At 25.6% G+C, this 22,887-nt stretch carries 16 protein-coding genes; 2 read left to right on the top strand and 14 right to left on the bottom strand.

Going from position 1 to position 22,887, the window contains the following annotated elements; genetic code table 11:
* Nucleotides 1-16: 16 nt before the first annotated feature.
* The 11 genes from CP523_RS00200 to CP523_RS00250 form a co-directional block, all read right to left on the bottom strand.
* A complete protein-coding gene (locus CP523_RS00200; RefSeq protein ID WP_227909505.1) occupies nucleotides 17-1,147 on the bottom strand; it encodes a DHHW family protein in 1,131 nt (376 codons plus the stop codon).
* Nucleotides 1,148-1,160: 13 nt separating this feature from the next.
* On the bottom strand, nucleotides 1,161-2,537 hold the full coding sequence (locus tag CP523_RS00205) for an MBOAT family O-acyltransferase (RefSeq protein WP_120140392.1): 1,377 nt from the start codon (nucleotides 2,535-2,537) through the stop codon (nucleotides 1,161-1,163).
* 72 nt (nucleotides 2,538-2,609) lie between these two features.
* Nucleotides 2,610-3,089 (bottom strand): DUF4358 domain-containing protein, encoded by a 480-nt coding sequence (locus tag CP523_RS00210; protein WP_066677385.1) that lies wholly within the window; start codon nucleotides 3,087-3,089, stop codon nucleotides 2,610-2,612.
* Nucleotides 3,090-3,218: 129 nt separating this feature from the next.
* Complete coding sequence (locus CP523_RS00215; protein ID WP_066677383.1) at nucleotides 3,219-5,141, bottom strand: ABC-F family ATP-binding cassette domain-containing protein; 1,923 nt, start codon at nucleotides 5,139-5,141, stop codon at nucleotides 3,219-3,221.
* 102 nt (nucleotides 5,142-5,243) lie between these two features.
* The gene (locus CP523_RS00220) at nucleotides 5,244-5,747 is read right to left on the bottom strand and encodes a QueT transporter family protein (RefSeq protein ID WP_391489237.1); all 504 of its coding nucleotides are present in this window, start codon (nucleotides 5,745-5,747) and stop codon (nucleotides 5,244-5,246) included.
* A gap of 250 nt (nucleotides 5,748-5,997) precedes the next feature.
* On the bottom strand, nucleotides 5,998-10,230 hold the full coding sequence (locus tag CP523_RS00225; protein ID WP_083089542.1) for a 2-hydroxyacyl-CoA dehydratase: 4,233 nt from the start codon (nucleotides 10,228-10,230) through the stop codon (nucleotides 5,998-6,000).
* Between the two features lie 109 nt (nucleotides 10,231-10,339).
* Complete coding sequence (locus tag CP523_RS00230; protein ID WP_066677379.1) at nucleotides 10,340-11,806, bottom strand: nicotinate phosphoribosyltransferase; 1,467 nt, start codon at nucleotides 11,804-11,806, stop codon at nucleotides 10,340-10,342.
* Between the two features lie 43 nt (nucleotides 11,807-11,849).
* Nucleotides 11,850-12,482, bottom strand: a complete 633-nt coding sequence (locus CP523_RS00235; protein ID WP_066677377.1) for a cysteine hydrolase family protein — start codon at nucleotides 12,480-12,482, stop codon at nucleotides 11,850-11,852.
* Between the two features lie 233 nt (nucleotides 12,483-12,715).
* Nucleotides 12,716-13,393 (bottom strand): fructose-6-phosphate aldolase, encoded by a 678-nt coding sequence (locus CP523_RS00240; protein ID WP_066677374.1) that lies wholly within the window; start codon nucleotides 13,391-13,393, stop codon nucleotides 12,716-12,718.
* A 287-nt stretch (nucleotides 13,394-13,680) separates the two neighbouring features.
* The gene (locus tag CP523_RS00245; RefSeq protein ID WP_066677372.1) at nucleotides 13,681-14,436 is read right to left on the bottom strand and encodes a DeoR/GlpR family DNA-binding transcription regulator; all 756 of its coding nucleotides are present in this window, start codon (nucleotides 14,434-14,436) and stop codon (nucleotides 13,681-13,683) included.
* Between the two features lie 243 nt (nucleotides 14,437-14,679).
* Nucleotides 14,680-17,088, bottom strand: coding sequence for a glycyl radical protein (locus CP523_RS00250; protein ID WP_120140393.1), 2,409 nt, complete (start codon nucleotides 17,086-17,088; stop codon nucleotides 14,680-14,682).
* 243 nt (nucleotides 17,089-17,331) lie between these two features.
* Between CP523_RS00250 and CP523_RS00255 the strand changes: the two genes are divergently transcribed.
* On the top strand, nucleotides 17,332-18,252 hold the full coding sequence (locus CP523_RS00255) for a glycyl-radical enzyme activating protein (protein ID WP_120140394.1): 921 nt from the start codon (nucleotides 17,332-17,334) through the stop codon (nucleotides 18,250-18,252).
* Nucleotides 18,253-18,336: 84 nt separating this feature from the next.
* Here CP523_RS00255 and CP523_RS00260 read toward each other — a convergent pair whose 3' ends face one another.
* The 3 genes from CP523_RS00260 to CP523_RS00270 form a co-directional block, all read right to left on the bottom strand.
* Nucleotides 18,337-19,440, bottom strand: a complete 1,104-nt coding sequence (locus CP523_RS00260; RefSeq protein WP_120140395.1) for a glycerol dehydrogenase — start codon at nucleotides 19,438-19,440, stop codon at nucleotides 18,337-18,339.
* 152 nt (nucleotides 19,441-19,592) lie between these two features.
* Nucleotides 19,593-19,961, bottom strand: a complete 369-nt coding sequence (locus CP523_RS00265; protein ID WP_120140396.1) for a hypothetical protein — start codon at nucleotides 19,959-19,961, stop codon at nucleotides 19,593-19,595.
* Between the two features lie 458 nt (nucleotides 19,962-20,419).
* Nucleotides 20,420-21,679 carry a hypothetical protein gene (locus tag CP523_RS00270; RefSeq protein ID WP_120140397.1) on the bottom strand — a complete coding sequence of 420 codons (1,260 nt, stop codon included), beginning with the start codon at nucleotides 21,677-21,679 and terminating at the stop codon, nucleotides 20,420-20,422.
* Between the two features lie 330 nt (nucleotides 21,680-22,009).
* On the opposite strand from CP523_RS00270, the gene CP523_RS00275 reads away from it, so the two are divergent.
* Entirely contained in the window at nucleotides 22,010-22,855 is an 846-nt protein-coding gene (locus CP523_RS00275; RefSeq protein WP_243106758.1) for an alpha/beta hydrolase, read from the top strand.
* Nucleotides 22,856-22,887: the final 32 nt, after the last annotated feature.

Below are 22,887 nucleotides of genomic sequence, written 5' to 3' on the forward strand. Positions count from 1 at the left end.
CATTAGTAGTAACATATTAATATTTAAATTTTACTATATTTACATCTTCAGATAAATTAACTATATTATACATAATTAAAACTTCATTAAAAGACTTGTCTTTTATAAATTCTTTTATTTTTTGGTTAAAGCTTCTTAAATCTATAACATATACTTCTTCAAAATTGTAAGTTAAGAAATTTACAAAACAGTTGGCGTACGAGTCTTTAAATACTAAGACTCGTTTTCCTTTTATATTATCATTTACATCTTTATTCCTTATAATTGTTAATCCATTATTTCCTCTTAAGAAGGCAGAGTATTTATCTCGCTCTTTAAATTTATTTAAATCATATAAACTTTTATAAGCAATACCATCAATAGATATTTCTAAATTATTATCTTCAAAATATGTTATAGTATCACTTTGGGAATTAAATAACTTAGCTTTTGAAAAATAACTTCCATAAAAACCTGGAATAGAATAATTAACTAGACTATTTATATCTACAGGGGTTAAATTTAACGATTTAACATATGTATAATAAGCTATATACGCCCCATAACTAGTCCAGTGATGATCAGTTTTATAATATATGTAATCTTTCTTATTGTTAATAAGAGGAGTTACAACATCTAAAGTATTTAGACTTAGCTTATTAAAGTAGCTGTATATTGAACTTATTATTTTCTTCTCATCTATTAACTCCAATCCAATTGGCAATTTTTCTTCATATATAGTATATGAATTTGGGATTAACATTAGCGTACTGTTAGATTGTATTTCCCTAACAAAATCTTCTATAGCTAGTATATTCTTATTTAATCTATCTAAATTTAGATTTTGCTGTTTTTGAAACATAAAACCATCCTTAGTATATATTATACCATTATTTTCTCTTTTACCTAATAAATATTCAGTTATAGATTTTAAATCAATCCACAAATCTCTAAATATAAATTGATCATTAATATAATTATTGTAGTTGTTAATATAATCGCTATAAAAAAGGTTATATAATGTAAATTTAGGTTTTTGACTCAGGGATCTATTTTCTAGTTCTGAAAAGAAATTAATGGGCTTAACAATATCTAAAAATGTAAAAATAACAATTATTATAGTAAAAAAAGTAAAAAGAGGATATTTCATTATTTTCTTTATAGGCACTTTAAAATTCCTCCTAAAATCTAAAATATAAAAATGGGTTATAAGATGAATCTACTAAATAAGCTATAGACAATATAAATATAATTAACATAAATATTACTTTTAAAGTTTTAATATTCTTGTATTTTAAATTTATTTTTTTATATATAGGCATAGAAAAGATACAACCTATTATTAATATAATGCCATAGTTCTTTAAGTAATATAAATAATCAAGTCCTCCTTTAAATATAAATAGTCTTTTTAAAAATTCTATTAACTTAGCCGTATTTGATATAGAAAATATAGAAAATCCTATTAATAAAAATATTATTACATATATATGTGATAATATTTTATTATTATTTAAAACATTAATAAATCCAGCTTTTTCTATGGATATTAATATAAAAAAGAATATACCCCATAGTATAAAATTATATTCAGCTCCATGCCAAAATCCAGTTAATATCCATACAATTAACAAGTTAAAATAAGTTCTTTTTTTAGATTTTCTGCTTCCTCCAAGTGGTATATATACATATTCTTTAAACCAGGAGCCTAGTGAAATATGCCATCGTCTCCAAAACTCCGTCATACTTCTAGATATATATGGATAATTAAAATTATTAGGCAGTGAAAAACCAAATATTTTACCAATACCAATTGCCATTTGGGAATAACCACTAAAATCAAAATATATCTGAAGTGAGAAAGACAGTACACCTAACCAGGCTAATGGTGTAGATATATTAGAAAAACCTAATGAATTAAGTTCATCCCACAATAACCCAATATTATTAGCTATAAGAACCTTTTTGCCTAATCCTATAATAAAATACTGAATTCCACTTTCAATTTCTTCTAAAGAAGTTTTTCTATTTTTTATTTGATTATTTATATCGATATACTTAACGATTGGACCTGCTATTAGTTGAGGAAATAATGCTACAAATGCTCCAAAGTCAACTATATTTTTTTCAGCATGTATTTTTTTATTATAAACATCAATAGTGTAAGATAATGTTTGAAAAGTATAAAAACTTATACCTAATGGTAATGTTAAAGTAATATTCTTAATATAAATATTAAAAATAAAGTTTATATTATCTATGAAAAAATTTATATATTTAAAAAATATTAGTAATCCTAAATTAAAGATTATAGATATAGTTAACATAGTATTACATAATGTTTTATTATCTCTATTGTTTTCTATTATATTTGAAACTATAAAATCTATTAATATTGAAAGAATTATTATAGGGAAATATTTAGGTTCCCCAAAGGAGTAAAATATTAAACTTAATAAAAAAATAGCTAAATTTTTATATTTTTTAGGTGTTAAAAAATAAATGAAAACTGCTAATGGTAAAAATCTAAAAATAAATACAATACTACTAAAAACCATAATATCTCCTAAATAAAGAATTAAAAGCTAGTCATTAAGAATTAACTTAATAATCTAGCTTTTAATAATATTTTACTTAAAGCAACTATTTACTGCATTTTCAGCAGATTTAATATCATCATTTATTAATAAAATAACATAATTACCTTTAGTTAAAATTTTACCTTTATTGGCTTTTTCTTTTTGATCAGGCAAATACTGTTCAAATGACTTTTGAACATCTGTTAATCGTGTTTCTAAAGATTTCTTCACATTATCTACTTTACTATCTTTAGCTTTTACTATTACGGTATTATCAGCAGAATTCATTACCATAGCACTTTTTATATAGTATTCTTCAACATCATCTAAATTTAAGTGATATATATTTTTTGCCATTTCTTCATCGGCTTCCATTGGCATTTGCATAGGTGCAACTTCCTCTATCTTTTCCACTACATTTTTTAATGTTAAATTATCTTTTAATTCATTTCCACTAGAACTTGAGCTGCATCCTACAAATATAGCCCCAAACGTAAATAGAGATAATAAAATTCCAACTAGTTTTTTCATATTAGCCCCTCATTTCTTTAAAATATAACATCTATGAAAATATTATATAATAAATTATTAATTTATTAAAGCTGTTAAGTAAAAGTTTACATTAAGTTAATAAGACTAATTTAAATTAGTCTTATTAACTTAATTTTTATAATTTTTTATTTTATTTGCTATATCCTCAAGATATTCTAATCGTTCATATTTTTCTAATAACAAAATTTCTAACTCTTCTTTTTCAGCTGTAAGTTCATTTAATAATCCATAGTTAGAAAAGTTTTGTTCCATTTTTTTATCTATTTCATCTACCTTATTTTCTATATTTTTAATAATAGAATAAATTTCGTTAAATTCCTTTTGCTCTTTAAAAGTAAATTTTGGTCTTTCATCTTTATTTTTTACATATTGCTTCTTTTTCTCAAAGTTAGTATTTTTCACATTTAAATCATCTTCTTTTAGTTTTTGATTTTCCAATTCTTTACTTATAAGAAAATAACTATAATTTCCAGTATATTCTTTAATTAGTCCATTACCTTCATAAGAGAAAATTTTATGGCAAATTCTATCTAAGAAATATCTATCATGAGATACTACTACTACTACTCCAATAAATTCATCTAAAAAATCTTCTAAAATTTTTAATGTCTCTATATCTAAGTCATTTGTTGGCTCATCTAAAATAAGAACGTTAGGTGCTTCCATAAGAACTCTTAATAATTGAAGTCTTCTTCTTTCTCCTCCAGATAGTTTCTCGATTGGAGTATATTGCATTGTACCATCAAACAAAAATCTTTCAGCAAGTTGAGATGCTGTAATATCATATCCAGCATCTGTTGGGATTCTCTCCCCACCCTCTTTTATATAATCAATAGCTCTCATATTATTATTCATTTCAGTAGAATCTTGTGAAAACACTCCTATTTTAACAGTATCTCCAATTTCTATTTCACCAGAATCTAATGGAATCATACCTCTTATTATATTTATAAGGGTTGTTTTGCCCATACCATTTTTACCAATAATACCGATTCTATCATCTCTTAAAAATATGTAATTAAAGCTATCTATTAGTTTTTTATCGTTAAATGATTTAGAAATAGAATTTAATTCTATTATTTTTTTACCAAGTCTTCTACCAACAAAAGGCATTTCTATATCTTGTTTAGTTTGTATAAATTCTTTATTAACTAATTCATCAAATCTTTGAAGTCTAGCTTTCTGTTTTGTTGTTCTAGCTTTAGCTCCTCTTCTTACCCATTTAAGCTCTTTGATTATTAGTTTTTTTCTCTTTTCTTCATTTGCATTTTCAACTTGAATTCTTTCAGATTTCTGTTCAAGAAAGTCACTATAATTTCCTTCATAAGAATAAATATTACCTCTATCTAATTCTAATATTTTATTAGCAACACGATCAAGAAAGTATCTATCATGGGTAATCATTAAAAGAGCGCCTTTCCTAGAATTTAAATATTCTTCAAGCCATTCTATAGATTCAGCATCTAAATGATTTGTTGGTTCATCTAAAACTAAAAGTTCGCAAGGTGTAATTAAAGCTGAAGCTAAAAAAACTCTTTTTTTCTGACCACCGGATAATTCTCCCATTTTAGCATTAAAATCTTTTATTCCAAGTTTTGTAAGAATAGCTTTTGCATCACTTTCTAAATCCCAAAGATTCATATTATCTATTTTTTCTTGAAGTCTTATTAATTTGCTATTTTTATCATCATCAAATAAACCTTGGTTTATCTCTTCAAGTAAATTTTCATATTCCATAATTAATTTCATTTCTGGAGTATCGCCTCTAAATATTTGTTCTAATACAGTTGCTTCTAAGTTGAAGTCTGGATTTTGTGCTAAATATTCTATTCTAACATTTTTTCCTTTAATAATTGTACCTTCAAAAAATTCTTCACGATTAGTAAGTATTTTTAAAAATGTTGACTTACCAGCACCATTAACCCCAATTAGGCCTATCTTATCTCCAGAATTTATTCCTAAAGATACATTTCTTAATAGAACTTTTTCACTATATGTTTTATTTATGTTTTCTAATGTTAATAAATTCATATGCCTCTCCCTTTATAAAAAATACAATAATGGTATTATATCATATTATAAAGTTAAATACCTAGCAGATAGTCTATTTAACTACTTACTAGGTATTTAACTTTATATTAAGCTTAACTTATTTCCATATTTTCTTTTTATAATTATAGCTATTGAAACTCCAAGTATAGTTACAACAACAAATTCACCAATAGCAACTTGTAGCATTGTTATAAATATAGGAACTCCTAAAACGAAATTTAGCATCCATCCTATTATTACACCATTAAATAGTGTCGGCCATAAGGATGCTATTAATAAAGAAAATTTATTTTGCTTTAAAAATTTTGCTGTTAAAGATATAGATGAAACACTCATAAACGTAGCTATAGTTCCAAATACAATATCCATTACGCCATAGCCACCTAAAATATTAGATAATAGACAACCTAACGTTAGTCCACCTATATAAAATGGATCAAAGAATGCTAATAATACCATAACCTCAGATAATCTAAATTGAATTGGACCATAACTAATAGGAGCTAATATAATAGTTAAAATTGCGTATAGAGCCGCTATAATAGCTGTTTTTACTAATCTTTTTGTTAAAGTGTTTTTCAAGATTAATCCTTCCTTTACTTAAATATTTTTAAATATAAAAGGGGTATATTATATAATATACCCCCAGTAATTAAATCTACTACATATATATAAAATAGGATATTACGAAATGTAATACCTAGATAAATATTATTACTATTTTTTATAATGTAATGTAATTTAACCTAGTTTTATTTTGAGACAGGAGGCTTTCGAACTGTCTTATTCTTTTTTACTTTATAATAATATATGAATTTTTAATTTTTTTCAAGTATTAAAATTCTTTTTTAGCAGCTGATAACATTAATTTAATTCTATTTAGTTGATTAACTTCACTAGCACCAGGATCATAATCTATAGCAACAATATTTGCTTCTGGATAAACTCTCTTCAGTTCTTTAATCACACCTTTGCCGGTAACATGATTAGGTAAGCAAGCAAATGGTTGCATACATACTATATTTTTAACTCCATCTTCAATAAGTTCTATCATTTCACCTGTTAAAAACCAACCTTCACCAGTTTGATTTCCTAAAGATACAATTTTACTAGCTTCAGCTGCAATGTCTTCTATATACTTTAATTTTCCAAATCTATTACTATTTTTTAAGGCTGTTCTATAATAACTTCTATAAAATTCAATTATTTTATTAGCAATATTACAACTAATAGTATTAAGCTTAGTTCCTAATAAGTATTTATACTTAAATTTTGAATTATAAGTACAATATAGAAGAAAATCAGCTAAATCCGGCATAACCGCTTCAGCGTCCTCTTCTTCAAGTAAATTTACAACACTATTATTAGCTATAGGATTAAACTTTACTAATATTTCACCAACTAAACCAACTCGTATTTTTTCCTTGTCTATTATTTCTACTGAGTCAAATTCTTTAATAATAGAGTATATATTATTTTTAAATTCTCTTCTTTTTGCATTTTTTAATGAATTTAAGCAGATAGTTGTCCATTTTTTATATAATTCATTACAAGTACCACTTTTTTTCTCATATGGTCTAACTCTATATAAAACCCTCATTAAAACATCACCATAAATTAATCCCATCATTGATCTATTTAATAAATTTAAGGATAAATTGAATCCTGGATTTTTTTCTATGCCTGTAGCATTTAATGAAATTACTGGTATATTAGAAAAACCAGCATCTTTAAGAGCTTTCCTTAAAAAACCTATATAATTAGTTGCACGACATCCTCCTCCAGTTTGAGATAGCATAATGGAGGTATTATTTAAATCGTAATTGTTAGATTTAAGAGCTTCTATTATTTGACCAATTACTAATATAGCTGGGTAGCAGGCATCATTATTTACATATTTTAAACCTATGTCTACAGAGGTTTTACCTTTAGAAGGTATTAAAACTAAATTGTATCCGGATAATTTAAAAGCTTCCTCTAAAAATCGAAAATGTATAGGGGACATTGATGGAACAAGTATTGTATGCTTATTTTTCATTTCTTTAGAAAAGACTATTCTATTATAAGCATTATTAGATCTAGTTAACTTAAAATTATTATTTTCTCTATCTATCATAGTGGCTTTTAAAGATCTAAGTCTAATTTTTATAGCACCTAAATTAGTTCCTTCATCTATTTTTAACGATGTATATATTTTAGAATTATTTTCTAAGATCTCTTGAACTTGATCAGTTGTAATAGCATCTAAACCACATCCAAATGAGTTTAATTGTACAAGCTCTAAATAATTTTTAGTAGATATAAAACTTGCAGCTGCATATAACCTTGAATGATATGCCCATTGGTCTACTACTCTTAGAGGTCTATCTACTTTTCCTAAATGAGAAATTGAATCTTCAGTTAAAACAGCCATTCCTAATGAATTTATAATATTAGGAATACCATGATTTATTTCAGGATCTATGTGATATGGTCTTCCAGATAAAACTATTCCCTTTATATTATTTTTAAGTATATATTTTAATGTTTCTTCGCCTTTACTTCTAATATCATTTTTAAAGTTAATTTGTTCTTTTGTTGCATTATCAATACTTTTAGATATTTCAGCTTTAGAAATATTGAATATTTTTAATTCCTCAAACAAAACCTTCTTTAACTTTTTCTTATTACAATAAGGTAAAAATGGATTTATAAAATTAATCTTTTTAATTCTTAAAATATCAATATTATTCTTTATAACTTCAGGATATGAGGTAACAATAGGACAATTAAAATGATTATTTGCATTATTTTGCTCTTTTTCTTCATGTGTAATACAAGGATAAAATATAGTTTTTATATCTTTTTCCATTAGATTAATTATATGTCCATGAACAAGTTTAGCTGGATAACAAACAGATTCAGATGGTATTGTTTCAATTCCCTTTTCATATATATTTTTTGAAGTCTTATCAGAAAGAACTACTCTAAATCCTAAATTGGTAAAGAAAGTAAACCAAAATGGATAATCTTCATAAATATTTAGTACCCTTGGAATACCAATAACTCCCCTTTTAGCATTTTCTATATTTAAAGGTTTATATTTAAATAATCGTTCATATTTATATTTATATAGATTAGGAAGTTTCCTTACTCCAATTACTTTACCTAATCCTTTTTCACATCTATTCCCTGAAATAAATTTTTCTCCATTTCCAAAATTATTTATAGTTAATAAACAATTATTAGAACATGATTTACATCTTGTAATTGTAGTATCTATATTAAAATTTTCAAGCTTTTTTAAGGTTAATATACTTGAAATATTATTCTTCTTATATCTTTCTTTTGCAATTAAAGCTGCTCCAAAAGCTCCCATTAAACCTGATATATCAGGTCGTATAACTTCTCTGTTAGATAAAATTTCAAAACTTCTAAGAACTAAATCATTATAAAAGGTTCCCCCTTGAACTACTATTTTATTACCAAGTTCTTCTGAACTTCTTACTTTTATTACTTTAAATAGAGCATTTTTTATAACTGAATAAGATAATCCAGCTGATATATCAGAAATAGTAGCTCCTTCTTTTTGAGATTGCTTAACACGAGAATTCATAAAAACTGTGCATCTAGATCCTAAATCTACTGGCTTTTTAGAAAATAAACCTTCATTAACAAAATCTTGTATGGTCATACCTAATGAATTTGCAAACGTATCTAAAAATGATCCACATCCTGAAGAACAAGCTTCATTTAAAAGAATACTTTGAATAACACCATCTTTTATTTTAAGGCATTTCATATCTTGTCCACCTATATCTAAAATAAAATCTACTTCTGGACAAAAAAATTCAGCAGCTTTATAATGCGCTATAGTTTCTATTTCACCATAGTCTATTTTTAAAGCAGATTTTATTAATAGCTCTCCGTAACCAGTTACAGTAGATGCAACTATATTTGCGCTTTTAGGCAAAGCATTGTATAAATTTTTAAGAGTGTCTATAGTAGATTTTAATGGACTTCCCTCATTACTTCCGTAGTATGTATATAAAACTGATCCATATTTATCTATTAGTACAACTTTTGTTGTTGTGGAGCCAGAATCTATTCCTAAAAAACAATCTCCTTTAAAGGATTTTAATTCTTCCCTTTTAACTTTATTCATTTCATGTCTTATTAAAAATTTCTTGTAATCTTCTTTATTATTAAAAAGAGGGGCTAATCTATTACTTTCCTCTATTATAGAAGAATCAAGATTTTCTATTTTAAATATCAAGCGCTTTAAACTAATATTCTCATATTGAAAGCTATATAAAGCTGCACCTAAAGCAACGTATAATTCAGAGTTTTTAGGAACTATAATGTCATCTTCTTTTAACTCTAATACTTCTATAAATCTTTTTCTAAGTTCAGATAAAAAATGTAATGGACCTCCAAGAAAAGCTACTTTTCCTTTTATAGGTCTTCCACAAGCTAGTCCACTGATTGTTTGTATTACAACTGCTTGAAAAACTGATACAGCTATATTTTCCTTTGAAGCACCTTCATTTAAAAGTGGCTGTATATCTGTTTTTGCAAATACACCACACCTTGCGGCAATAGGATATATATTTGTATAATTTTTAGCTAGTTCATTTAAGCCTAAGGAGTCTGTTTTCAGTAGCATTGCCATTTGATCTATAAATGATCCAGTTCCACCTGCACAGGTTCCATTCATTCTTTGCTCAATACCATTTTTATAATAAGTTATTTTAGCGTCTTCTCCACCTAACTCAATTGCAATGTCTGTATCACTGTTATAAGTTTTTATAGCTTTAGTTGCAGCAATTACCTCTTGAATAAAAGGAATGTTAGTTTTTTTCGAAATACTTATACCACCTGAACCAGTCATTACTGTAGATATAGTAAGATTATCAAATTGTTCATATATTTCTTTTAAAACTCTTACTATTGTATTTTTAATGTCTGAATAATGCCTTTGGTACACATTATAAACTATATCATTGTTATTATTTAGAATTACAACTTTAACAGTTGTAGATCCAACGTCTATACCCATATGAAATAATTCATTTCTATTTCTCTCCATCGTCTATTTCCTCTTTTCAATAATGATACAAATATTTTATGATTTAAAAATTGTAATTAGCACTAAAAAATAAAACCATTGCTTAAAGCAATGGTTTTTATAAGGTAGTTTAATTTTTAATACTTAATTTTTTTATTAAATTATCTTTTAAAGTCCAAAGCTCTTGTGATAAATCTACATAATATGCATGAGGGTTTTCAAATCTTTTTATTTCATCCCACAAAGTATCTACTTCTTTTAAACATTTCTCCCTTATAGTTTTAAGGGAGGGTGATTTATATACAAGTTCTCCTTTTATGAATATTGGAACCTGTAATTCTTTAATATAGAAATTAGTCAATTTTTTCTTTTTCCATACATGAATTGGATCAAAAATAGTATAAGGCTTATTTTCATCTATTTTTTCTGTAGCTAAAGTAATTACATCACATAAAGCCTTATCTGAATATTTATCAAAAAATCTATAAACTCTTTTATATCCAGGGTTACTTACCTTTTCTGGATTTTCTGATATTTTTATTCTAGGTTCAGCAATTCCTGATTCATTTTGTACAGCAACTAATTTATATACTCCGCCAAATACTGGCTCAGCTTTAGAAGTTACAAGACGTTCTCCTACCCCAAAAAGATCTATTTTGGCTCCTTGATTAAATAATGAGGTTATAGTATATTCATCTAAAGAATTAGAAGCAATTATTTTACAGTCAGTTAAACCTTCTTTATCTAACATTTTTCGTGCTTTTCTTGATAAATAAGCCATATCTCCACTATCTAGACGTATTCCTTTTAATCTATATCCCATTGGCTCTAATACTTCTTTTGCAACTTTAATTGCATTTGGAACTCCTGAACCTAAAACAGAATATGTATCTACTAAAAGAGTACAAGAATCAGGATAATTTTCAGCATAAGTTTTAAATGCTAAAAACTCATCATCAAATAATTGTATCCAGCTATGTGCCATTGTTCCAAATACAGGTATATCAAATATTTCTCCAGCTAGAGTAGTTGCTGTTCCTATTGCGCCTCCTATATATGCAGCTCTTGCACCGTATATAGCGCCATCATATCCTTGAGCTCTTCTAGCTCCAAATTCCATTACACCATTACCATTAGCAGCTCTAACTATTCTATTTGATTTTGTAGCTATTAAACACTGATGATTTAATGTTAATAGTATCATAGTTTCAATAAGTTGTGCTTCAATAACAGGAGCTTTTACAGTTAAAATAGGTTCGTTTGGAAATATAGGAGTTCCTTCTTCAAAAGAATAAATATCTCCTGAGAATTTAAAATTAATTAAATACTGTAAAAATTCCTCTTTAAATATATCTAAACTTCTTAAATAAGAAATATCCTTTTCATTAAATCTTAATCCTTTTATGTATTCTATAACCTGATCAAGACCTGCCATAATTGCAAATCCACCTTTTTCAGGAACTTTTCTAAAAAAAACATCAAAATATACTATTTTATTACCTAAATTGTTATTTAAATAACCATTACTCATTGTAAGCTCATAAAAATCCATAAGCATAGTCATATTTCGAGTTTCAGACAAATTTAATCTGTTCATTTAAAATATCCTCCGACTTTAGTTAGTTAATAATTTAACATAATCAAATAGATTTTACAACCTTTATCCCATTTGATTTAAGCTTAAAAAAAGTAATTAAATTCATTAAATCCCCATTATGATTTCCAAAATCATATGTTTCGACCATATTCATGGGTACTATTATATTTTTTTCCACATTTAATTCATGAAAATACGTAGATAAAGTTAGAGCAAATGTTTCTACACAAATATCAGTACATACTCCTGTAATTACAAAAGTATCTATATCCATATTATTTTCAAGCCAATTTTTAAATTCTATTGAGTGAAATCCATTTATAGAATTTTTCTTTATAATTTTTGATTTAGTTAATTTCGAAATTACTTTTATTTCATCTATTAATTCTTCTTCTACACTTTCTTTTACACAATGTATAGGATAGCTTTTAAATTCAACAGAATTTTTAGTATGACTATCTATGAAAAATATCTTTTCGTCATTTTCAAATTTATTAGCTAATATGCTGATAGGATTTATTACTTTAGATACTCTAGAGGAAGCTAATGGTCCAATATTATAAAATCCTTTAACCATATCTACAATAATTAGTGCTTTTTTACCTTTTATCTCATCTAAAGTTATTTTTTTTATAGAATTTATTTCTTCCTGTATTCTTTCTATGGTTTGAAACATAAAATCCTCCTAAATATTACAAAATATAGAATTCTTATTTCCGTATTATAATTAACTTTAAGTATAATATATGTTACTTTCCTATATATGTCAACAATTGCACTTTTAAAAATATTTACATTAATAAATATAATATAGTTAATAGCAAATTAGTTAAATTTAAATTTTTCTAATAAATAAAAAACATATTCTACATTTGTAATTTAGTAGAATATGCTTTTAATTTGTATAATCTATAAATCTGCTATAGAAATTTTTCCAAATACAGATTCCCAATCAGTTGAAAAATCATCAACAGCTTTTTGAATTGCAGGCATTTTTAATGCATCTATTAATATTTCAGGTGCCATTGTTGCAGTTTGAGCTCCACAAGCAAAAGACTCATTTACTTGACCAATATTCTTAAAACTTGCAGCAAGTATTTTTGTTTTATAATTATATTTTTCCATCATATCAGCAAGCTCTTTTATAACTTTACCAGGGTCAATACCCATATTTTCCATTCTGTTAAAATAGGGTGCAATAAAATCTGCTCCAGCTTCCATAGCTAACAATCCTTGAGCAGTAGTGTAAATTGCAGTTGCTGTTATAAAAACTCCTTGAGATTTAAGTATCCTCATTGCTTTTAATCCTTCTAAGTTTACTGGTATTTTAATGCATACTTTATCGTCAACATTTTCTAAAATAGCTTTTGCTTCTTTTAATATTCCTTCACAATCTTGTGCAATAACTTGAATATGAAGAGTTTTATCAAATCCTATTATTTCACGAATTTTTCTAAAGTGATTAAAGAAATCAATTTTTCCTTCTTTTTTTAAAATAGTTGGATTACTTGTAACCCCAGTTATTGGAAAAAAATCGCTGTATTTTTTTATTATTTCAATATTAGCTGTATCAAACATATATTCCATTTTGATTCTCTCCTTTTAGTATATATTCTAGTTTTCTAAAATAAAGCCTGACATTAGGAAATATTAAGATCTTACATTTGAGCTTTCTTGTCTCTAAAACTTTTATTAATATACTTATATTATACAACTTAATAATCATTTGTCAATATTTTTATTTCATTTGAAATTTTATATATTTTCATATGAAATAATATTTTTTAATTTTATAAATAAATTTGAAAAATAAAAAACACAAATCTAATTTTAAATTTATATTAGAATATGTGTTTTACAAAAATAATATTAAATTAATCTACTTTTACCATTTTTACTTCTATATTTTTATTTTTTAAATTTTCTAAAACATCTTTTGGAATATTATCATCTGTTATTACATAGTCAACCTCTTCTGTCTTAAATTGAGATACTACCCCACGTTCTGAAAACTTTGATGACTCTGTTAAAATTATAAGCTTATTAGCATTTTCTGACATTACTTTTACTGTTTCTGTTCTCATTAAATTTTTTCCTGTAAACCCTATTTTAGAATTGTAACCATCAGTTCCAACAAATAATTTGTCTACAAAAAAGTCCTCTACACATTTTTTTGTAAGTGGTCCGACTACTACTTGTGATTCAGGTTGATAATCTCCTCCTAATAATACCACTTTAGCATTTCCTTCTCTAATGTGAGAAGCAATAAAAACAGAGTTAGTAATTATAGTTATATCTTTTTTATTATATGCAAGCTCTTCTGCAAGCAAAGCACAAGATGATCCTGATTCAACCATAACCGTTTCTCCATCAACAACTAGTTCAGATGCTAAATTTGCTATTTTACGTTTTATATTATAATTAAAAGCTAATCTGCTATTTATATCATCACTGGTAGAGGTTGTTACAGCATAACCATGTTCACGCTTTAATAATCCTCTTTCACATAAAACATCTAGATCTTTACGTACAGTAACTTGTGACACATTTAAAAGCTCAGCTAATTTACTAACTTCTATACGTTTATTTTCATTTACAATTTCAAGAAGTTTTGTATACCTACTTGTCATAGTAAATCCTCCTATTTATAAAATTTATACTAATTATATCATAAACTATTTGCAAACTAAAATAATTATAATATTAAAAACAATATCTAAAGAGCTTTTTCTATTCATATTGATTTGTCCTTACACACCCCAATATTCATATTATTACTAATACACAATCTCCATTAATATTATTTAAAAGGAGCAATTAAAATATATTAATCACTCCTTTTATAAATTCATTTTTATATTTAAAATTTATTATTAAACGGTTTGTTCAGTTCTTTCAATAATATCATCTTGAGTTTTCTTTGATAATACATTAAAGAAAGCACTATATCCAGCAACACGAACAATTAAGTCCCTGTGTTTATCAGGATTAACTTGAGCATCTTTTAAGGTCTCTTTTGATACAACATTGTATTGTACATGGAAACCATCTAATCTATTAAAGAATGTACGAAGCAATGCAATAAGCTTTAGTTTATCTTCTTCTGAAGATAATGTTTGAGGATTTACTTTTTGATTTAAAAGAACTCCACCTGTTATTTCTGTTGTTGGTAATTTTGAAACAGATTTAAATACTGCTGTTGGACCATTTTTATCCATTGAATGACAAGGTGCACAACCTTCTGCAAGTGGTTCCCAAGCATTACGTCCATCAGGGGTAGCCATTGTTCCAAGTCCTTGACCAACATTTGCAGAAATAGATGACGTACCTGCATAATAGTTTCCACCAATTGGACCTCTTCCATAACGAGTATTATGATATTTTTTTATTTCAACTATATGTGAGTCGTAAGCTTCACGAATTAAATTATCTACATAATCATCATCATTTCCAAATTTAGGAGGTACTTCAAGAAGTATTTTTTGTATTCTCTTACCATTTTCACCATCAAAATTATTTAATATAGCATCCCAAAGCTCTTGTGTAGTAAATAATTTATCCTCAAATACACATTTCTTAATAGCTGAAAGAGAATCAGCAAGGTTTGCAATACCAACCTGTAAATCAGATATCATATCATATATAGCTCCACCTTCTTTAAGACTTAAACCTCTTTCAATACAATCATCAGTTAAAGCTGAGCAAAGAACATCCATAGTATTTAATTCAAGGCATCTATCTACAGTAGTATCTATAATTACTTGTTGTTTAGTAAGCTCTTTAATTATCTTATCCCATGATTCTCTTACATCAGCATAACTTGTAAAATCAGTAAATTTCTTTAATCCATCTACAAGTTTAATACCTGATTTTGGGTCAACACCACCGTTCATAGCAATTAAAAGAGTTTTTGGATAGTTAAGGAAACTCATCCCAGTACAACGGTATCCCCACTTACCAGGAACTGCAACTTCAACACAACCTATAGCGCTATAGTTGTAAGCATCATTTTTAGAAACTCCCTTTTCAATAAGAGACTTAATAATTACTTCATCACTATTAAATGCTGGCATTCCTGTTCCAAGTTTCATTAGTTCAATAGCTTCATTCATGAAAGCATCATCAAGTCCTGAATGATAACGTATAGTTAAATTAGGCTGTGGTAAATGAACTTGTGCATCTGAACGAATAATCATATATGATAAAGGATTAACTGCATCTTTTCCATCTACTGTCTGTCCTCCAATTGTAACATTTTGATAAAGCGGACTTCCTGCTGAAAATTGAGTATGACTCCATGAACGAATTTTATTTATTGTATATGTTTTTATCCAAAGGTTTGTAAGTAATTCACATGCAAAATCTTCTGTCATAGTTCCATTTTCAAGGTCTCTTTTATAGTATGGATATAAATATTGATCCATTCGTCCATAAGAAAGTGAGTGTCCATTACTTTCAATTTGAAGTACAAGTTGTATAAACCAAACTGATTGTACTGCTTCATAGAAAGTATCTGCTGCTTTATATGGAACTTTATCCATAATTCTTGAAAGCTCTAACAATTCATCTTTACGTTTTTTATCCTTAGTTTCTTGTGCAAGTTTTTTAGCAAGATCACTATACCTTTTAGCAAACTTTTTAGTTGCTTCTATTGTAATCTTTATACCTTTATAGAAATGAAGCTTTTCTTGATTTGTATATTCTGTTAAATCAAGTTCTTTTATTTTTCTATCAACTTGAGCCTCATAGCTCTTAAGACCTTCTTTAATAATTCTTTCATAAAGCACAGCTATATGAGCATCTCCTGCTGTAATATTACCTTCAGCTTTAATAATTCCAAGATCATAATAAAGCTTTGATAATTCAGGCATTGCAACAAGTGCTTTTTCTTTAATGGTTTTTCCTTTCCAAAATGGAGCAAGATTGCGAAGTACTTGTTTATTTTCTTCTGTTATATAGAATACATCTCCATCTCTTTTTTCAAATTTATCTAATTCATCTATAACCCAATCCATAGCATATTCTGGGAAAATAGGTGCAGCACAATTACTAGTTGCTTGGTTACCTGCAAGAATTGATTCTGGCTCTATATATATTGTCATTTTACTTAAAATATTATCTAACATTAAGGCTCTTTTAATAGCAAGAGGTTGAGATTCATGTTCACCATAAGCTTCAGTGGTATAAATAGCTCTTTCTACGCATACCCATCTTTTAATATTAAGTACATCCTCTCTATATTTATTCATTCTTGATGTTAATTCTCCAAAATAATTACTCATAATTATTTTCCCTCCATTTCTCTTTTATTTACTTAGAAGATTTATTACTTTATGCTAATAATATAACACTCCATTTCATTTGAGTCAATTAAAAGTTTCAAACGAAATTATTTTAAATTTTATATGAAAATAAAATTTGTTGTTTTTGCAACAATATTCTTTACGCTTATTAGGTTTTGTGTTATCCTATCCATAAATAAGTAATATTAAATTATTATTGTATAAATTTAAGGAGATGAGATTATGACTTGTGAAAAAGGCATTATTTTTAATATTCAAAGATTCAGTATTCATGATGGCCCAGGAATCAGAACCGTAGTCTTTTTAAAAGGATGTCCATTACATTGCCCTTGGTGTTCGAATCCAGAATCTCAAAATAATAATATTCAAATAACCTGGGATAAAAATAAATGTATTAATTGTGAAAAATGTATTGATATATGTCCTACTAAGTCTTTAAGTAACATTATAAAAGACGGCAATAAAATTATTTCAGTTAATGAAAAAACATGTGTAGGTTGCCTAAAATGTAAGAATGAATGCCCACAAAGTGCTATTTCTTATGAGGGCGAATTTAAAGATGTAGATGAAATTATTAATGAAGTGATGAAAGATGATGTATTTTATGATGAAAGCGGAGGTGGAGTAACTATTTCTGGTGGAGAAGTTCTTCAACAAGCTGAATTTGCAATGCAATTATTAAAAAAGGCTCACGAAAATGGTTTGCATACAGCTAGTGAAACTACTTGTTATACTGATTTCGAAACTTTTAAACGATTTATAGAAAATTTAGATTTACTTTTATGTGATATTAAACATTATGATAGTAATAAGCATAGAGATGTTGTTGGTGTTTCTTTAGAAAATATACAGAAAAATATAAAATATGCTATAGACTGTGGTTTAGATGTAATTGGTAGAATTCCTATTATTCCAGGATTTAATTTTAGTATTAAAGATGCAATAGGACTTTCAGATGCGTTAATAAATCTTGGCATAAATAAAGTAAATCTTCTCCCATTTCATCAGTTTGGAGAAAATAAATATACGTTACTAAATAAAACCTATAATATGAGTGATGTTGATGCTTTAAAAAAAGATGACCCTAAGTTTTTAGAGTTTGTATCAATATTTAAAGAAAAAGGGTTAGATGTTTCATTCTAAATTAAATAATATAGTTTAAATTAAAAAGCTGTAGTAATAAATAATATCACTACAGCTTTTCAATTTATAAATTATTAAGAATTACTACAAAGCATTTGTTTTATAATAGCATCCTAAAGAGTTTGCTGAAATAATTGCAGCATATACATCATTTGATGTTATTTCAAAAGGCATGTTATAAATAGTTTCTCCTTCTGCACATGAAGCATCTGCAACTGCTTTAATTTCCTCTTCAATTATCTTATTTATTCCCATATCTTCTAAAGTGACAGGAAGTCCAAGTTTAATACAGAATTTTATGACTTCTTCAATTTCTTCTGTAGGACTATTTTCTAATACAAGTTGTACTATAGTTCCAAAAGCAACTTTTTCACCATGATATAAATGATGGCATTGTTCTAAAACTGTAAATCCATTATGTATTGCATGTGCTGCCGCAAGACCACCACTTTCAAATCCTATACCGCTTAAAAAAGTATTAGCTTCTATAATATTTTCAACTGACTTTGTAGTTACATTATTTTCAACTGCAAGTTTTGCTTTGAAGCCATCCTCTAATAAAGTGGTGTAACATAATTTAGCTAATACTAATGCAGTTTTTGTAATTTCACCACCTGCCATATTTAAAGCATTAGATCTAACACAAGCTCTTGCTTCAAAATAAGTTGCTAACGCATCACCGATACCAGCCATAAGAAGTCTTGTAGGAGATTTAGCTATAATTTCTGTATCAACTAATACTAAATCAGGGTTTTTAGGCAATAAAAGATATTCACTAAATATACCTTCCTCTGTATATATTACAGATAATGCACTACAAGGTGCATCGGTAGAAGCAATAGTAGGAACAATAACTACAGGAATTTTTTTATAATAGGCTACAACTTTAACTGTATCAAATATTTTGCCACCTCCAATTCCTACTATTACATCACATTTATTATCTACTATTATTTTTCCTAACCTATCAATTTCTTTTTTTGAACATTCACCATTAAAAGATTCAAAAACTAAACTGCATCCAGATTCATTAAAGCTTTCTTCGATTATAACTTTAGTTCTTTTAATACCATTTGGACTTGCTACTATAAAAATAGATTTCCCAAGATTTTTAGTATGTTTACTTAAATTTTTTATTTCACCTTTTCCTTGAACATATTTATTAGGACATATAATAATTTTTGACATATAATATTCTCACTCCCCCTAGAACTCTTATTAAATTAATTATATTATAATTTTCTTTAAGTTTAATATAAAATATTTTCTTAAATATGTCAATTAAGCTCTATATTGGATAATAAAAGCAGACACTTATTATATGATGCCTGCTTTTACTATTAAGTAATATTACTGTAAATATTATTAATAACTGTATTTTTATCTTTTAGCCAATCATTACTCCAAACTCTGATAAATTTTAAATCTAAAAAATCCAGATATTTATGAATATATATATCATCTTTAAAAATATTATAATTCTTAGAATATATCATATCATCTACTTCGATAACTAAAATTGGTTCTTTGCTAAATTTATCAAGTATAACAATAGGTAATATATATTCATCTAGTTGAACATTTATCTCCATTAAATAGCTTAAGTCTTTTAAAGCTAAATAAATTTTCTTTTGAAGGCTACTTTTAAATATTAGATCTTTTTCAAATTTAAATTTACAAACAGGTTTATTTATATTAATGAATTTCATATTATAGTCTTTAAATTTACTAAGCTCAGTTTTTTCCTTTGAAACTATTATATATTTATTATTGGAATTTAAGTTATTTAAAATATTATTATAGCAACTTTTGTAATCATATATTATAACTAAATCAAATTCATTAATAATATCTTTTGCTTTATTAAGATTAGATATAATACAAGGAAATAAATTTAAAATAATATCTTTTAGATTAATAGAATAGTCAGTAGAATTATTTAATAATCTATTTATTTCATTGATATTAATGTTTTGATCTTTTATTTCACTTAAGAATTTATCATCCCATACATACTTTATTACATCTGGAATAAGTTTTGCTCTAGTATCTATAACTACTAAATTATATTATTTAAAATATATTATATAATAATATTATAATTTTCAATAATATTTTATATTTTAACTTCTCTATTATTCTTCTATATTTAAAAGCAAATGAAAAATTAGGGAATATTGGTCAATAAACTTTCAAATTGATTTTTATTTTCAATATTATTATAACAATATTCTAAAATTTCCTTTTCTACATTATTTAACGATTCTATTTTTTCTAATATAATATTGAAATTTCGCACAATTACTAATGTGTCTCTTAATGATTTCAAATATTCTATAGTATCATTTGTGTCTAATAATTTTTTAAGAAATTTTTTAAATTCCTCATCAGTAATAATATCCTTTAAAAAGTTAAAAGCATGTAAATAAATACTAATATTTTTTTGATTTTCAATATACTCCAAATAAATTATATTTTCATGTATATTAAAATTTTTTTTAGATTCTTCTAAATCACTTTTATATTTTTTTATATTAACCCAATATAGAGGATTAATTTTACTTTTTATATTTTTATAATTCAAAATAGATGAATTTACTTTAATATTAACTTCTTTAGAAAGTATGCTAATATCCTGTTCTGTAGGAAATGTATTTTTAGTGAGGTATTCTAAAAAATATTTTGTATATATTGACTTAATTACAGGTAATTCAATAGAAAAGGGATTATTAATTAATCCATTTAACTTTTTTATACTATTATTAATTTTATTTTTATCTATTGGTTTATTTATTATGTCAAAAATTTTATTTTTATTAAATCTTTTATATTTAATATAATCTTTAATAATATCCTTTTTAAGTATATTATTAACATTTTCTTTTAACATATCATAACTGTAACTTACTAAAGGTTTTTTTATTCTATATCTTTTATATTCATTGCTTAACTGGCCTTTTTCTACTTTAATACTTAGATTATACATTTCTAATAATGTAAGCCCACAATAACCCTTAATATTTAATATATTATTTATATCTTCTAAAGATTTTAAACTTTTGATAATGTTTCTTGATAAAACATTTAATTTGCTTATAGTAGTTTTTCCAGTAGTTTTAGATATATTTTTAAGTTGATTTTTTATTATGCTATCTATGTCATTATTTGAAATATTTATTACCTTATTCTTAATTAAATTTAATTCTTGAAATAAATTATTATCAATATTATCTGATATTATTAAAACCTTCTTTTCTTTAATTAATCTATCTATAACCAAATTTTTAATTATCTTATATTTATAATAATCTTCTGTGTAAATTACCATATTATTATCTTTATTTACTAGATTAAGTGCTATTTGTTCATTTAGGTTTAATAAAGATACATAAAATATATCCTCTTTGTCAATATTTAAATTACTCATAATTTTATGCTATATATTTAGCATTTCCCCCTTTTGATATATTTTAATATTTTATCTTTTACATTCTATGAAAAAAGTTTGCTATTTATTATAGAAAATATATATTATATACGTTAACTAATTAAATTTTATGGTTATAATATTAATTAAGTGAACTTTTAAATAAAATAAGAGAAAGGATTTGAAAAGCTTATGAGAAAATTTTTAAAAACACTATTAGTAGTTTTTTTTATATGTGTATTTGGTATAGGAATATTTACATATGTATTTAGAAATCGAATAAATTTATATTTAAATATAGCTAAAAATTATCTCCAAATAGAAGAGGATATGAAATCAATTGAGGATTTAACTTGTTATACACCTTTAAATAGCATGGATTATAAAGATATAGTTTATAAAAATCAAAATGGAGTAGAATTAACACTTGACTTGTTTGGACCTACTAAAAAATTAAATGGGGGTTCTCCTGTAGTACTATTTGTTCACGGAGGAAGTTGGATATATGGAGATAAAACAATTCCTAAAAGCATATCACCTTTACTTGAATCATTTAGAGAATCAGGATATACAGTTATTAGTACATCTTATGAATTTTTAAAAGAAGATATTAATATGGATAAACCAATATCAGATGTTAAAGATACAATTAGATGGGTTTATAAAAATAAAGATATATATAATTTTAATACAGACGAAATAGGAATACTTGGATTTTCTGCTGGAGCTCACTTATCTCTTATATCTGCATATTCTAATAAAGATGAATTCATAGGTGATATTAACTTAAAAGACTATCCATCAAATGTTAAATATGTTATTGATATCTTTGGACCTACTGACTTATCTACATTAAATATAAATAATGCAAATACTACTATTGCATCAGAATTATCTGAATTACCAAATTTAAATGAACTTGAAAAAAAATATAGTCCTATAAATTATGTAAAGGAAGGGGTTCCAGAAACTCTAATAATACATAGTAAAACAGATAAACTTGTTCCTTATGAAAATTCTACATTACTTTATAATAGGTTATTAAAAGCTTCCGTTGAAACAAAACTAGTTTCTTTAGAAACTAGTAATCATGATTTAAGCAATATAAATGTAAAAGAATTAGCTCCTGTAGCTTTAGAAGTTTTGAAATTTGTTATTAAAAACTCTCCTTTATAAAATAATAAAGAACCTTTAGGTTCTTTATTATT

Origin of the sequence: Clostridium septicum, from assembly GCF_003606265.1 — a bacterium.
GTDB lineage: Bacteria > Bacillota > Clostridia > Clostridiales > Clostridiaceae > Clostridium > Clostridium septicum.

What these genes read in the sequence shown, in the direction of transcription:
- CP523_RS00275 (WP_243106758.1), top strand. Translation starts at nt 22,010, where the DNA reads ATGAAATCAATTGAGGATTTAACTTGTTATACACCTTTAAATAGCATG.
- CP523_RS00240 (WP_066677374.1), bottom strand. Translation starts at nt 13,393, where the DNA reads ATGGAATATATGTTTGATACAGCTAATATTGAAATAATAAAAAAATAC.
- CP523_RS00245 (WP_066677372.1), bottom strand. Translation starts at nt 14,436, where the DNA reads ATGACAAGTAGGTATACAAAACTTCTTGAAATTGTAAATGAAAATAAA.
- CP523_RS00260 (WP_120140395.1), bottom strand. Translation starts at nt 19,440, where the DNA reads ATGTCAAAAATTATTATATGTCCTAATAAATATGTTCAAGGAAAAGGT.
- CP523_RS00225 (WP_083089542.1), bottom strand. Translation starts at nt 10,230, where the DNA reads ATGGAGAGAAATAGAAATGAATTATTTCATATGGGTATAGACGTTGGA.
- CP523_RS00255 (WP_120140394.1), top strand. Translation starts at nt 17,332, where the DNA reads ATGACTTGTGAAAAAGGCATTATTTTTAATATTCAAAGATTCAGTATT.
- CP523_RS00210 (WP_066677385.1), bottom strand. Translation starts at nt 3,089, where the DNA reads ATGAAAAAACTAGTTGGAATTTTATTATCTCTATTTACGTTTGGGGCT.
- CP523_RS00230 (WP_066677379.1), bottom strand. Translation starts at nt 11,806, where the DNA reads ATGAACAGATTAAATTTGTCTGAAACTCGAAATATGACTATGCTTATG.
- CP523_RS00205 (WP_120140392.1), bottom strand. Translation starts at nt 2,537, where the DNA reads ATGGTTTTTAGTAGTATTGTATTTATTTTTAGATTTTTACCATTAGCA.
- CP523_RS00235 (WP_066677377.1), bottom strand. Translation starts at nt 12,482, where the DNA reads ATGTTTCAAACCATAGAAAGAATACAGGAAGAAATAAATTCTATAAAA.
- CP523_RS00265 (WP_120140396.1), bottom strand. Translation starts at nt 19,961, where the DNA reads ATGAAATTCATTAATATAAATAAACCTGTTTGTAAATTTAAATTTGAA.
- CP523_RS00215 (WP_066677383.1), bottom strand. Translation starts at nt 5,141, where the DNA reads ATGAATTTATTAACATTAGAAAACATAAATAAAACATATAGTGAAAAA.
- CP523_RS00270 (WP_120140397.1), bottom strand. Translation starts at nt 21,679, where the DNA reads ATGAGTAATTTAAATATTGACAAAGAGGATATATTTTATGTATCTTTA.
- CP523_RS00250 (WP_120140393.1), bottom strand. Translation starts at nt 17,088, where the DNA reads ATGAGTAATTATTTTGGAGAATTAACATCAAGAATGAATAAATATAGA.